Source organism: Neobacillus sp. SRL179, assembly GCF_984799095.1.
In genome coordinates this window covers 4,880,916-4,895,263 of the sequence record NZ_OZ481792.1, presented here as the reverse complement: position 1 = coordinate 4,895,263, position 14,348 = coordinate 4,880,916, and the positions used below count along the sequence as shown (strand labels likewise).

General features: G+C 43.5%; 13 protein-coding genes and 1 pseudogene. 13 read left to right on the top strand and 1 reads right to left on the bottom strand.

The window, feature by feature from the left end; translation table 11 throughout:
* Positions 1-82: 82 nt before the first annotated feature.
* A complete protein-coding gene (gene rpoE / locus AC4E8C_RS24035; protein WP_490209138.1) occupies positions 83-664 on the top strand; it encodes a DNA-directed RNA polymerase subunit delta in 582 nt (193 codons plus the stop codon).
* A 282-nt stretch (positions 665-946) separates the two neighbouring features.
* Entirely contained in the window at positions 947-2,542 is a 1,596-nt protein-coding gene (gene pyrG, locus AC4E8C_RS24030; RefSeq protein WP_490209137.1) for a CTP synthase, read from the top strand.
* Between the two features lie 202 nt (positions 2,543-2,744).
* Here pyrG and AC4E8C_RS24025 read toward each other — a convergent pair whose 3' ends face one another.
* Complete coding sequence (locus AC4E8C_RS24025) at positions 2,745-3,269, bottom strand: DUF2529 domain-containing protein (protein ID WP_490209136.1); 525 nt, start codon at positions 3,267-3,269, stop codon at positions 2,745-2,747.
* A 177-nt stretch (positions 3,270-3,446) separates the two neighbouring features.
* Between AC4E8C_RS24025 and AC4E8C_RS24020 the strand changes: the two genes are divergently transcribed.
* From AC4E8C_RS24020 to prmC, 11 genes and pseudogenes are all read left to right on the top strand, one after another.
* On the top strand, positions 3,447-3,818 hold the full coding sequence (locus tag AC4E8C_RS24020; RefSeq protein WP_490209135.1) for a response regulator: 372 nt from the start codon (positions 3,447-3,449) through the stop codon (positions 3,816-3,818).
* Between the two features lie 236 nt (positions 3,819-4,054).
* Entirely contained in the window at positions 4,055-4,909 is an 855-nt protein-coding gene (locus AC4E8C_RS24015) for a class II fructose-bisphosphate aldolase (RefSeq protein ID WP_490209134.1), read from the top strand.
* 140 nt (positions 4,910-5,049) lie between these two features.
* Positions 5,050-5,700 carry a fructose-6-phosphate aldolase gene (gene fsa, locus AC4E8C_RS24010; RefSeq protein ID WP_490209133.1) on the top strand — a complete coding sequence of 217 codons (651 nt, stop codon included), beginning with the start codon at positions 5,050-5,052 and terminating at the stop codon, positions 5,698-5,700.
* Between the two features lie 256 nt (positions 5,701-5,956).
* Complete coding sequence (gene murA / locus AC4E8C_RS24005) at positions 5,957-7,243, top strand: UDP-N-acetylglucosamine 1-carboxyvinyltransferase (protein WP_490209132.1); 1,287 nt, start codon at positions 5,957-5,959, stop codon at positions 7,241-7,243.
* A 56-nt stretch (positions 7,244-7,299) separates the two neighbouring features.
* A pseudogene (gene glpX / locus AC4E8C_RS24000) lies at positions 7,300-8,192 on the top strand (class II fructose-bisphosphatase); the annotation flags it as partial.
* A gap of 501 nt (positions 8,193-8,693) precedes the next feature.
* On the top strand, positions 8,694-9,956 hold the full coding sequence (gene rho / locus AC4E8C_RS23995) for a transcription termination factor Rho (protein WP_490209131.1): 1,263 nt from the start codon (positions 8,694-8,696) through the stop codon (positions 9,954-9,956).
* A gap of 182 nt (positions 9,957-10,138) precedes the next feature.
* Positions 10,139-10,351: a 50S ribosomal protein L31 gene (rpmE, locus tag AC4E8C_RS23990; RefSeq protein ID WP_464505364.1), complete on the top strand. Its 213-nt coding sequence runs from the start codon at positions 10,139-10,141 to the stop codon at positions 10,349-10,351.
* Between the two features lie 184 nt (positions 10,352-10,535).
* Positions 10,536-11,138 (top strand): thymidine kinase, encoded by a 603-nt coding sequence (locus AC4E8C_RS23985; protein WP_490209130.1) that lies wholly within the window; start codon positions 10,536-10,538, stop codon positions 11,136-11,138.
* 432 nt (positions 11,139-11,570) lie between these two features.
* Positions 11,571-12,074 (top strand): hypothetical protein, encoded by a 504-nt coding sequence (locus tag AC4E8C_RS23980; RefSeq protein ID WP_490209129.1) that lies wholly within the window; start codon positions 11,571-11,573, stop codon positions 12,072-12,074.
* Between the two features lie 179 nt (positions 12,075-12,253).
* Entirely contained in the window at positions 12,254-13,330 is a 1,077-nt protein-coding gene (prfA, locus tag AC4E8C_RS23975) for a peptide chain release factor 1 (RefSeq protein ID WP_490209128.1), read from the top strand.
* Positions 13,320-14,330: a peptide chain release factor N(5)-glutamine methyltransferase gene (gene prmC, locus AC4E8C_RS23970; protein WP_490209127.1), complete on the top strand. Its 1,011-nt coding sequence runs from the start codon at positions 13,320-13,322 to the stop codon at positions 14,328-14,330. Before prfA ends, prmC begins: the two co-directional genes overlap by 11 nt.
* Positions 14,331-14,348: the final 18 nt, after the last annotated feature.

Below are 14,348 nucleotides of genomic sequence, written 5' to 3'. Positions count from 1 at the left end.
TTTATAATGAAGAATATGCAAATTGGGAGAATGCGCTCTTGGTAGTTTGTAGAGTGTGAAATAGAGAAAGGAAGTGCCAATAGTGAGTTTAGCACAGTACTCAAAAGAGGAATTGCAAGAGTTTTCCCTCATGGAAATGGCTTTTGAATATTTAAAAAATAGCAAGCAGCCAATCTCGTTTAATGAATTAGTTCAAGAGATTAAGAAAGCTGCAGGAATTTCAGACGAAGAAATTAGGTCTCGCTTGGCACAATTTTATACTGACATCAACATAGATGGCCGTTTCTTATCATTAGGAGAAAACCGTTGGGGTCTCCGCGTTTGGTATCCAGTTGACACAGCCGAAGAAGAGGTTGTCACTCCGGTGAAACCGAAGAAGAAGAAGGCGAAGAAGGTTGTCGAAGAAGAAGACTTCGATGAAATTGAGGAAATCGAAGATGAAGATTTCGATGATCTTGATGATTTTGATGATGACGACGATGATTTACTCGACGATGATGATGATGATATTGATTTAGATGAAGATGATCTTCTTGATGATGATGATGATGATGACGATCTTCTTGATGATGCTGAGGATATCGACCTAGATGAAGACGATGATCTTGATGAAGAGTTGGATGAAGAAGACGAAACGTTTGAGGAAGAGGACGAGGAATTATAATTCTATCCTTTGAATCCGGCTTTTTTCGAAAAACTCGACAGGCAAAACCTTGACTTTTTATTCAAGCCCCTGTATTATCTTTTTTGGGCTCCTTTTAAAAGGACGGATGAATCATTACTTATATGCGCTCCCCTCGCAACCTGCGAGAGGGGCGCTTTTTATTTTAAAAAACTCCCAATTTGATGGAGTTTTTTCGTTTTTTGAGAAAAAGGGTAATAATTTTAAAAAAACATCCTTAAACAACCTGAGTAATGTACAAACTGTATTAGAGGGGGATTATTTATGACAAAATATATTTTTGTAACGGGTGGAGTTGTATCTTCACTTGGAAAAGGAATTACCGCAGCTTCGTTAGGGCGCTTATTAAAAAATCGTGGGTTAAATGTAACGATTCAGAAATTTGATCCGTACATTAACGTGGACCCAGGAACGATGAGCCCTTACCAACATGGTGAAGTATTCGTGACGGGTGACGGAGCGGAAACGGATTTAGACCTTGGCCACTATGAGCGCTTTATTGACATCAATTTAAACAAGTATTCTAATGTGACAACAGGAAAAATTTATTCTACTGTATTGCGTAAAGAGCGCCGCGGCGATTACTTAGGTGCAACGGTTCAGGTTATTCCGCATATCACCAATGAAATCAAGGAACGCTGCTTCCGGGCCGGCAAAGAAACCAATGCGGATATCGTGATTACGGAAATTGGCGGAACCGTTGGTGATATTGAATCACTGCCATTCTTAGAAGCGATTCGCCAGATTAAAAGTGATATCGGCAGCGAAAATGTGATGTACATTCATTGTACGCTGATTCCATACTTAAAAGCAGCGGGTGAAATGAAGACGAAGCCGACCCAGCACAGTGTCAAAGAACTGCGCAGCCTCGGTATTCAGCCAAATATCATCGTAGTCCGTACAGAAATGCCTATTTCTCAGGACATGAAGGACAAAATTGCTCTATTCTGTGATATCGATTCAAAAGCTGTCATTGAATGTATGGATGCGGATACCCTTTATTCGATTCCGCTTGCCCTCCAAGAGCAAAACATGGATCAAATCGTTTGTGACCATTTGAAATTGCAAACACAGCCTGCAGAAATGACGGAGTGGAAGGCCTTGGTTGACCGAGTTTTACACCTGTCTGGCAAAACGAAGATTGGTCTTGTTGGTAAATATGTAGAACTGCAGGATGCTTATATTTCCGTGGTGGAAGCGATGAAGCATGCCGGTTATGCATTTGATGCCGATGTGGAAATTAAATGGATTAATTCTGAAGATGTGACCCGTGAGAATGTGGCCGAGCTGTTGGATGATGTGGATGGAGTCCTTGTTCCGGGCGGTTTCGGTGATCGCGGCATCGAAGGAAAAATTGAAGCGACCCGCTATGCGCGTGAGCAGAAGAAGCCATTCCTTGGAATTTGCCTGGGCATGCAGCTGGCAACGATTGAATTTGCCCGCAATGTGCTAGGGTATCAGGATGCTCATTCGTCAGAGTTTGTGCCTGACACCACCCACCCAATCATTGATTTGCTTCCAGAGCAAAAGGATGTCGAGGACTTGGGCGGTACGTTGCGTTTAGGTCTCTACCCTTGCCGTCTTGTCGAAGGTACAAAGGCATTTGCTGCTTATGAAGATGAAGTGATTTATGAGCGTCACCGCCATCGTTATGAATTTAACAATTTCTATCGTCAAGAGATGGAAGCGGCAGGATTTACATTCTCAGGGACAAGCCCTGATGGCCGCTTAGTGGAAATTATTGAGCTGAAGGACCACCCATGGTTCGTAGCCTCCCAGTTCCATCCGGAATTTGTGTCAAGACCAACGCGTCCGCAGCCGTTGTTCCGTGACTTTATCCGGGCTTCTATTGAAAAATAAGCTTGTTGTTTTGGCCAGTTCCCCGGGTTTACGGGGGACTGGTTTTTTTATGGGGTTTTTGTGCTGTTTTTGGAGGGGATTGTGCTTTTTTGGGATTTTTTGTGCTAATTTAGGTGACTTTTGTGCCATTTTCAGCGGGTTTTGTGCTATTTGCCAAAAATTAACATTTATCATAAATAAAAAGAGCCCAATCGGCTCTTTTTTACTCCAAATATTCCGCTAAAATTTCATCGATTGTAAATTTCAGCCCATGATATACAAACAAGGCAGCCATGGTGGATGGATAACCGTAGCGATTACCATCATCATCGGGGAGAAGAGCCTTTTTTAAATGCAAATCAATATGAACATCCGCTAGATCGGCTAAATTCCCCTCAGCTGACTCCATCACCGTGGACACAGCGACAAAGGGAATCATTTTTTCCTGCAATAAACGAGCAACCGCCACTGCCTCTTCATCACCAGAGGTACGTGTAAAAATGACGACGCGGTCGGCATCACTTAATTCCTGGGGATCTGCTAACACCTTCATCCCATTAAAAGGTTCGGCCCCTTCTAAAGCCTCAAATTGGACAGCTTTCATTTCATTTGCGGCAAACAGATAAATGGAACCATCGCCGACAGGGGCCTGGGCAAGTAAGCGGGCGCCGTCCTCAAAGGAAAATTCCTCTTTTTCATCTATTTTTTTAAAAACTCCTGTTAATTGAGTAGTAAACATTTTTAACATAGTAACCCTCCTTATACCAATCCTATTATATGCCTTTTTTCAAAATGGTAAAAATATGTTCAAAAAATAAACATAGACTAAAGAAAACATGCAGGAATTCTGACTGTCTTGGTAGAATATAACACTTATTATCTCATCAAACAGCTTATGTAAAAAAACAAGGAAGAGGTGGAGTAAATGAAAGAGAAGATTTTAATCGTAGACGATCAATTTGGCATTCGTATTTTGCTTAATGAGGTTTTCCAAAAAGAAGGATATCAAACGTTTCAGGCAGCTAATGGGATTCAGGCATTGGAGATTGTCACCAAGCATGACCCCGATCTTGTTCTGCTCGATATGAAAATTCCTGGAATGGACGGCATCGAAATCTTAAAACGAATGAAAGTTATTGATCCAGACATCCGCGTCATCATTATGACAGCCTACGGCGAATTGGACATGATTCAAGAAGCTAAGGATTTAGGCGCCATCACTCATTTTGCAAAGCCTTTTGACATTGATGATATCCGGGCCGCTGTCCGCAAACATATCCCGCAAAACGCAAAATAGCAGTAGTTTTTTTTATAAAAAAGACCATGAATTAAATGGGCACGCTTTCATTGTGACAGTTTGAAAAACTGGGTAAGATTAATGGCATTTCTCCGATTGTTTTGTTATGATACATATGAACTTTTTACAGGCTGCTTTCATTTAAACATTATACATAAATGACAAAAAAGAGGGAAAACCTTTTATGGAGGACCCTGTTTTGTAATGATTGCAAGCTAATTTAAGGAGGAAGAGAAATGCCTTTAGAATCAATGAAAGACATGCTAAACAAAGCGAAAGCTGGCGGCTACGCTGTTGGCCAGTTTAACATTAATAACTTAGAATTTACACAAGCCATTCTTCAAGCTGCAGAAGCAGAGAAATCACCTGTTATTCTTGGTGTTTCAGAAGGTGCTGGACGTTATATCGGCGGATTTAAAACTGTTGTCAAAATGGTAGAAGGCTTAATGGAAGATTACAACATTACTGTTCCAGTTGCTATTCACCTTGACCATGGTTCAAGCTTTGATAAATGTAAAGAAGCGATTGATGCAGGTTTCACATCTGTTATGATTGATGCTTCCCACCACCCATTTGAAGAAAACGTAGAAATTACTTCTAAAGTAGTAGATTATGCACATGCAAAAGGTGTGTCTGTTGAGGCTGAATTAGGAACTGTTGGTGGACAAGAAGATGACGTAATCGGCGGCATCATGTATGCTGATGCTAATGAGTGTGTTGAGCTTGTAAAACGCACTGGCATTGACTGTCTTGCTCCAGCATTAGGCTCTGTTCACGGTCCTTACAAAGGCGAACCAAACCTTGGATTTAAAGAAATGGAAGAAATTGGCAACCTTACTGGCCTTCCATTAGTTCTTCACGGTGGAACTGGTATCCCTACAAAGGATATTCAACGTTCTGTATCACTTGGAACAGCTAAAATCAACGTAAATACTGAAAACCAAATTGCTTCTGCTAAAGCTGTTCGTGAAACACTTGCAGCTAAACCAGAAGAATATGATCCACGTAAATATTTAGGCCCAGCTCGCGATGCGATTAAAGAAACCGTTATTGGCAAAATCCGCGAATTCGGTTCAGCAGGCAAAGCGTAAGCCTAAAATAGCGACACCATCAGACAGTCCTTTCAATGGTTGTCAAAAGTATGATAAAATTAAACCGCCCTTAGTAGTGAGGGCGGTTTCAGTATGTTAATGGTAGTCAGAAAATTTAGTCGAAATATGGAGGGAAAACGATGAAATTTTTTATTGATACGGCAAATTTAGATGAAATTCGCGAAGTAAATGAACTAGGCTTATTAGCTGGGGTTACAACAAACCCATCGCTTGTCGCTAGAGAAAAAGGCGTTTCATTCCATGATCGCATTAAAGAAATCGCCGCACTTGTTCCAGGCTCTGTCAGTGCTGAGGTCATTGCACTCGATGCAGAAGGAATGATTCGTGAAGGAAAAGAACTTGCAGCGATCGCACCAAATGTGACCGTTAAAGTTCCAATGACTCCAGACGGCTTAAAAGCCTGCCATGCTTTTTCAAAAGAAGGCATTAAAACAAACGTGACCCTGATATTTAACGCGAACCAAGCCTTGCTTGCCGCTCGTGCCGGTGCTACCTATGTATCGCCATTCCTTGGCAGATTAGATGATATTGGTCAAAATGGCTTGGATCTCATTTCCCAAGTTTCCGAAATTTTTGCTGTTCATGGAATTGAGTCAGAAATTATCGCGGCTTCCATCCGCAACCCAATCCATGTAACGGAAGCAGCATTACGTGGTGCACATATTGCCACCATTCCATATAAAGTATTGATTGGTCTTTTCCACCATCCATTAACCGACAAAGGTATCGAAGGATTCCTAAAAGACTGGAATAATCGCAATAACGCATAACATTTTATGGTTTTTCCATTTTTATCCTAAAAAAATTTTTAAGATCCATACATGAAAATGAAATTTTCGTGTAAACTAAATAATAGACAAACTGTCGGAATTTGACTTTTTATGTTGGAAAAATATACCTAGAGCCTGGCTTGAAACGTACATCTCTTTTTTATAAAAAGTAAGCGCTGTTACTCTTGCTGCGCTTACTACTCAAATAAAATTCAAGACGGACAACCATTCATGTGGGCTTAGAAGGGAGTCGAAAATGGAAAAACTTAAAATTGCAGGCGGATATCCATTAAAAGGCACGGTTCGCATCAGCGGCGCCAAAAATAGTGCGGTTGCTTTAATCCCTGCCACCATTCTAGCAGAATCACCCGTGACAATTGAGGGCTTGCCAATGATATCAGACGTTGAAATATTGAAGGACCTGCTCGAGGAAATCGGCGGGAAAGTTCAAATTTCAGACGAAGAAATGACGGTTGATCCATCATCCATGATTTCTATGCCTCTGCCAAACGGTAAAGTAAAAAAGCTGCGCGCTTCCTATTATTTAATGGGGGCCATGCTCGGACGATTTAAGAAGGCTGTAATTGGACTTCCAGGCGGCTGTCATCTAGGCCCGCGGCCGATTGATCAGCATATCAAGGGGTTTGAAGCACTTGGCGCTCAAATTACCAATGAGCAAGGGGCCATCTATTTGCGTGCTGATGAGCTGCGCGGTGCCCGGATTTATCTGGATGTCGTCAGTGTCGGGGCAACGATTAATATTATGCTGGCAGCAGTACGGGCAAAAGGCCGGACGATCATTGAAAATGCGGCAAAAGAGCCGGAAATTATTGATGTAGCGACACTATTAACGAACATGGGCGCGAAGATTAAAGGCGCTGGAACAGACGTCATTCGGATTGACGGGGTTGACAGCTTGCACGGCTGCCGCCACACAATTATTCCTGACCGGATTGAAGCAGGGACCTATATGATTTTAGGTGCCGCTGTCGGGGAAGGGGTTTTAGTCGATAATGTTATTCCACAGCACTTAGAATCATTAATTGCCAAGCTTCGTGAAATGGGCGTGCATATCGAAACGAGTGATGACCAAGTATTTGTTGACGGCTCCGCTAAATTGAAAGCCGTTGATATTAAAACGCTCGTTTATCCAGGGTTTCCAACGGACCTGCAACAACCATTTACGACGCTGCTGACAAGAGCGGCTGGTTCTAGTGTGGTGACGGATACCATTTATGGTGCCCGGTTTAAGCATATTGATGAATTAAGACGAATGAATGCCAGTATAAAAGTAGAAGGGCGTTCAGCGATTATTAATGGTCCTATACAGCTTCAGGGTGCGAAAGTCAAAGCAAGCGACCTGCGTGCTGGGGCAGCACTTTTCATCGCAGGTTTAATGGCGGAAGGGATTACCGAAGTTACGGGACTTGAACACATTGACCGCGGCTACAGTAATCTCGTTGAAAAATTAAATGGCCTGGGTGCGACCGTTTGGCGGGAAGCACTGACAAAGGATGAACTCGAACATTTAAAAAACACGTAAGACTTGGACAGGCAAAATGGCCGCTTTTGGTAAACGAAAATAGGGGATGGAAATAGATGGAGAGAAGTTTATCAATGGAACTAGTCCGTGTCACCGAAGCAGCTGCCCTAGCTTCTGCACGTTGGATGGGACGCGGTAAGAAACCAGAGGCTGACGATGCGGCTACATCCGCCATGCGGGATGTCTTTGACACCGTTCCAATGAAAGGGACAGTGGTGATCGAGAAATGGACGAGGCCCCAATGCTCTATATTGGCGAAAAACTTGGCACAGGCTATGGCCCGCGTGTCGATGTGGCGGTTGATCCGCTTGAAGGAACGAATATAGTCGCATCAGGAGGCTGGAATGCTTTAGCGGTATTGGCAATTGCAGATCATGGCAACCTGCTCCATGCTCCAGACATGTACATGGAAAAAATAGCAGTTGGCCCAGAAGCAGTTGGACAGGTGGATATTAATGCATCTGTTTTGGACAATCTTAAAGCAGTAGCGAAAGCCAAAAATAAAGATGTTCAGGATGTAGTGGCAACTGTGTTAAATCGTGAACGCCATGAACATATCATCGCCCAGCTTCGTGAAGCTGGTGCCCGGATCAAACTCATCAATGATGGTGATGTGGCCGGTGCGATTAATACGGCTTTTGATAACACAGGTGTCGACATTCTGTTTGGTTCAGGCGGTGCTCCTGAGGGTGTCATTTCAGCTGTAGCCCTTAAATGCCTAGGCGGGGAAATCATCGGTAAATTATTGCCACAAAATGATGCGGAGCTTGAACGCTGCATAAAAATGGGCTTAGATGTTAATCGTATCCTCCGGATGGAAGACCTCGTGAAAGGCGACGATGCTATTTTTGCAGCAACCGGCGTAACAGACGGAGAACTCCTGCGGGGCGTTCAATTCAAAGGATCTTACGGGTCCACACACTCACTCGTCATGCGCGCCAAATCAGGCACCGTCCGTTTCGTCGAAGGCAGACACAGCCTTAAGAAGAAACCAAACCTAGTCATCAAATAAACTAGGTGTCAGGCACCAATAGAGATAGAAAGATAGTATAAATAATGTTAATGGTGTCAATGTCGTCAATGGTGTCAGGCACCAATAGTTATATGTAGACAGTGGTAATGGTGTCAGGCACCATTTAAAGAGAGAGACTAGGTGCTGTTAGGGTCTAGTCTTTTTATCTAAAACTCCGATTTCTCCTAGAGGATTTTGATTAATCTCCTACCGGAAAGTATTTCAAACCAATAATTAAATAAATATTAGTTGATTAATTTTTTGTACAGAGGGTAAAATAGTAATTGTTTTTAATATGCATAATTTCTGCAATTCTATTCATTTCCTTTCTACTTCAATTTCAATCCTCTACTATCATAGTATTGTTCTTACCTGACAATCTCCCGCTAACTTAAGGAAAGCGGATTTGCTGGAAAAATTTTAAAGAGTGGTGTACAAATGGACTTAACAATTTCAAGTTTAGAAAATATGAAGCTGAAGGAACTTTATGAGCTTGCACGTGAATTTAAGGTGACCTATTACAGCAAATTAACAAAAAAAGAATTAATTTTTGCCATCCTAAAATCTCGGGCAGAGCAACAAGGCTATTTTTTCATGGAAGGCGTCCTCGAGATTATTCAATCAGAGGGTTTCGGGTTTTTACGACCAATCAACTATTCGCCAAGCTCAGAGGATATTTATATTTCAGCTTCGCAAATCCGCCGCTTCGATCTTCGTAATGGGGACAAGGTTTCCGGTAAAGTTCGGCCTCCAAAAGAAAATGAACGCTATTATGGGCTGCTCCATGTAGAAGCCGTAAACGGGGAAGATCCCGAATCTGCAAAGGAACGTGTTTATTTCCCAGCCTTAACACCGCTGTATCCAGACCGACAAATGAAGCTCGAAACAACACCAAAACATCTTTCCACCAGGATTATGGATCTTGTCGCACCCGTTGGATTTGGCCAGCGCGGTCTCATTGTGGCGCCGCCTAAGGCTGGTAAAACGATGCTGTTAAAAGAAATTGCCAACAGTATTACGACCAACCATCCTGATGTCGAACTGATTATGCTCTTGATCGATGAACGTCCTGAAGAGGTAACGGATATTGAGCGTTCAGTGGCTGGTGATGTGGTCAGCTCAACCTTTGATGAAGTTCCCGAAAATCATATTAAGGTGGCCGAGCTCGTGCTGGACCGGGCAATGCGCTTGGTTGAACACAAACGCGATGTCGTCATCTTAATGGATAGTATTACCCGTTTGGCTCGTGCTTACAACTTAGTCATTCCGCCAAGCGGCCGGACCTTGTCTGGTGGTATCGACCCGGCAGCGTTCCACCGTCCAAAGCGGTTCTTTGGGGCAGCGCGTAATATCGAAGAGGGCGGCAGCTTGACCATCTTGGCGACTGCTTTGGTCGATACTGGTTCACGGATGGACGATGTCATTTATGAAGAATTTAAAGGGACAGGCAATATGGAGCTGCATCTTGATCGTCAGCTTGCTGAGCGCCGTATTTTCCCTGCGCTTGATATTCGCCGCTCCGGAACTCGGAAAGAGGAATTACTCGTTCCGAAAGAGCATTTGGATAAATTATGGGCGATTCGCAAGTCCATGTCCGATTCACCGGACTTCGCCGAACGCTTCTTGAAAAAATTACGCCAAACAAAGTCTAATGAAGAATTTTTTGCCCAGCTTGGGGAAGAGTTAAAATCAAGAAGGTAAGCAAAGTGCGTTTTTGAAAGGTTTATTTATTTAATAAAGAAACCAACAAATCCCAACTTGCAAAAAATGGTGGACCTTGTTATAATGGGTGCAGTGTCTTTTATGTAATTGGTGCTTGTTCTTATAGACAAGCATTTATAACTCTGTCTCGAATGATTCAGGGCGGAAGGAGCTGAAAAGAAATGAAAGCAGGAATTCATCCTAATTATAAAACAGTCAAGGTGACATGTGCATGTGGTAATACATTTGAAACCGGTTCTGTTAAAAATGAAATTCGCGTTGAAACTTGTTCAGAATGTCATCCATTCTATACAGGTCGTCAAAAATTCGCTGAAGCTGGCGGACGTGTTGACCGTTTCAACAAAAAATATGGCCTTAAGCAACAACAACAATAGTTGCTCAAGACAGGCAAGAGAAATTATGACTTGCCTGTTTTTTATTGAAAAAAATTCGTTGTTCACATAGATTTGCAGGGTAAAATACTTAAAATAGCTTATGTTCAGGCTGCCAGCCTTGTGGCCGCCTGCGAAACTAATTAAAGATCGTGATCGGGTTCGTTATAGGAAGGAGACACCGTTTATGTATGTAATGAAACAAAGCGGATGGGTTGAGGTTATCTGTGGCAGTATGTTTTCTGGAAAGTCGGAGGAATTGATTCGCCGCGTAAGACGGGCTCAATTTGCCAAACAAAAAATCGCTGTTTTTAAGCCGAAAATTGATAATCGCTACAGTGAACAATCTGTAGTCTCCCATAATGGCTCTTCTTTTCATGCGAAGCCAATTTCCCATTCAACTGAGCTGCTTCACCATGTAGAAGCTGATATTGATATTATTGCCATTGATGAAGTTCAGTTTTTTGATGAAGGAATTCTCCGTGTGGTTCAGCAGTTGGCTGACAGCGGACACCGCGTAATATGTGCCGGTCTTGACATGGATTTCCGCGGCGAGCCGTTTGGGCAAATGCCTGCGTTAATGGCGATTGCGGAATCCGTCACAAAGCTTCAGGCAGTCTGCACCGTATGCGGCTCGCCGTCAAGCCGGACGCAGCGGCTAATTAATGGGCGTCCTGCATCCTACCATGACCCAGTCATCCTAGTGGGTGCATCCGAAGCGTACGAGCCCCGCTGCCGTCACCACCACGAAGTCCCAAAAACCGCACCCGTCTCAGCCACCGCGAAATAGGGATTGTTGATTGAGTGGTTGGTGGTTTTGGTTGTGGTTGGTGCCTGACACCATAGATGCTGTTTGCGCAGTTTAAAACGTAAATAATGTCAGGAGATCATAAATGGTGCCTGACACCCATAACACTGTCTGAGAGTTGGATTCTCGGGCAGTTTTTTTTATGGGGAAAATGGGATTTTGAGGTTGAATTCTTGGTTTGGCGGGATTATTGGAGGAATCCGCGGGAATAAACTCAATGTCCGCGGAATTATTGGAAAAGTTCGCGGAATAATCTAAGAGTCCGCGGGATTATTGGCAAAACCCGCTGAATAATTATAATTTTGAGAGAGTGGGCTTGCATCGAAGTTTGCCGTTCAACTCTTCGATCATTGGAAAGAATTCTCTCGCTAAAATACAGCGTTGAACGGGCACGATAGTAATGGGAGGTGTAAAATGCAGAAAAGATGGATGTCTCTCATGTTTATCGTGTTATTAACAATAGTCAGCGGATGTCAGAATAATCGTGGGGATGAAGAGGCGTATGACCTGCGGAAAGATCGCTCCTCTCCCAATAATATGTCCCTTCAGGATAACAAAAATAATGGAATCGACACTACGGCTGACCGAGGTAAGAACAAACAGCACTTTGTCGAAGATGATATTACCAACCAAAATCCCAACTTTCTCGACTTAAAAGGAACGGGTAGCGGTGGTGAGGCTGGTGCGACCAATCACGGCAATGATATCAATAAGGCGAAACAAGTCGTGAAAGGGACAAATGAATTTGTGACAGATTCAGTCTGGATTAATGGCGACCGGATGTGGGTATCGGTGTACAAAAAAGGAATGCTTTCGGACCAAAAAAGAAATGACGCGGAAGCACGTCTCCACAAAAAGCTCATTCAGGCACTTCCACGATACAATATAGAAGTAAAGGTTCAGGAAGATCGACGCTAACATGCTCTGATTTTAGGGCATGTTTTTTCTTGAAAAATCATGCTTACTTTTTATCGTAAAATACATTTTCACTATCTTTTTTCTCCTCCAAAAAATTTTCTCCCTCAATTTGGTTTTGACGTTGGTTTTCCACTATACTATAATTAGAATGTTATGGACTAAAACTCGAGGTGAATGCTGTGTTTGATCGTCTTCAATCCGTGGAAGATCGTTATGAAAGATTAAATGAACTTTTAAGCGACCCACAAATTATTAATGACCCTAAAAAACTTCGTGAATATTCAAAAGAACAATCTGACATACAAGAAACCGTAGTAACATATCGCCAATATAAAGAGGCTCGTGAGCAGCTTCAAGAAGCCAAAGCCATGCTCGATGAGAAGCTGGATGCCGAGATGCGCGAAATGGTCAAGGAAGAAGTACATGAGCTTGAGCACCAAATTGAAGAGCTCGAAGCAAAAATGAAAATTCTTCTCGTGCCAAAGGATCCGAATGATGACAAAAACGTTATCTTCGAAATTCGCGGTGCGGCAGGCGGAGATGAAGCTGCCCTGTTTGCAGGGACTTTATATCGTATGTACAGCCGCTATGCAGAATCACAGGGCTGGAAGATTGACCTGCTTGATGCGAGCCCAACAGGACTTGGCGGTTACAAGGAAATTAGTTTTATGATTAATGGTACGGGTGCCTATTCCAAATTGAAATTTGAAAATGGCGCTCACCGTGTGCAGCGTGTGCCAGAAACAGAATCAAGCGGACGGATTCATACGTCGACGGCAACGGTTGTATGTTTGCCAGAAGCAGAAGAATTTGAATACGAAATCCATGATAAGGATATTCGTTTCGATACCTTCGCATCTAGTGGTGCGGGTGGACAGTCGGTTAACACGACGATGTCTGCTGTTCGGTTAACGCACATTCCTACAGGAATCATGGTTTCCATTCAAGATGAAAAATCCCAGCATAAAAATAGGGATAAAGCGATGAAGGTATTACGTGCGCGTGTGTATGATAAGTTCCAGCAGGAAGCACAGGCTGAATACGATCAAGTGCGTAAATCTGCAGTTGGTACCGGTGACCGTTCTGAACGGATCCGCACCTACAACTTCCCGCAAAACCGGGTGACAGATCACCGAATTGGCTTAACGATTCAAAAATTGGACCAAATCATTGAAGGTAAACTTGATGAGATCATCGATGCTTTGATTATGGAAGACCAAGCGAAGAGATTGGAAAGTGCCTCAAATGAAGAATAAAAAAGTATTCGAAGCTCTGAAATGGGCTTCTTCTTTTTTAGTTGAAGCCAATCGTGATGAGAATGCCGGCGAGTTGTTACTTCGTCACTTTACGGGTATGTCGCGGGCGCAGTTGTTTGCCAATATGCATGATGAATTGACGCCAGCGGTTTGGGAACCGTTTGAAAGGGCTGTTACTGAGCATGTCAAACAAGGGCTGCCTGTGCAATACATCATCGGTTCTGAAGAGTTTTACGGCCGGTCATTTCGTGTGAATGAAGAAGTGCTGATTCCAAGGCCAGAGACAGAGGAACTCGTTTATGGCACCATTCAACGAATCAAGCGTTTGTTCAACGGCCGCCAAGAAATAAACCTCGCCGACATCGGCACCGGCAGCGGCGCCATCGCCATAACCATGGCGCTAGAACTTAAGGTGACAGGCACCAATACTCCTATCGATGAGTTACAAAGGGTGACAGGCACCAATAGCACTACCGATGGGTTGCAAAGGGTGAAAAGCATCAATAGCACTGCATATGGGTTGCAAAGGGTGACAGGCACCGCCGATGGGTTATGTGTGACGGGGACGGATATTGCGGGGGCGTCGCTTGGGGTTGCCCGTGAGAATGCGCGCCTTCTTGGTGCCAAGGTTCGGTTTATCCAAGGGGATTTGTTGCGCCCGTTTATAGATAGCGGAGAAAAACTGGATGTGGTGATGTCAAATCCGCCTTATATTCCGAATGGTGATATTCAAACAATGTCCGATGTGGTGACGGAGCATGAGCCGCACCGGGCCCTGTTTGCCGGTGAGGATGGGCTGGATTTTTACCGCCGTTTTATGACCGAGCTGCCGCAGGTACTCGCGCCGTGCGCGCTGGTATGTTTTGAAATCGGGGCCGGTCAGGGCGAAGCGGTAGCGGAGCTTTTTCAAAAAACATTTAAAGATGTAAAGGTAGAAATCGTTAATGATATAAATGGCAAGGACCGGATGGTGTTTGCGGAAATTGGCCTCGGGGACTAATACCCCGAAGTCTTTTTT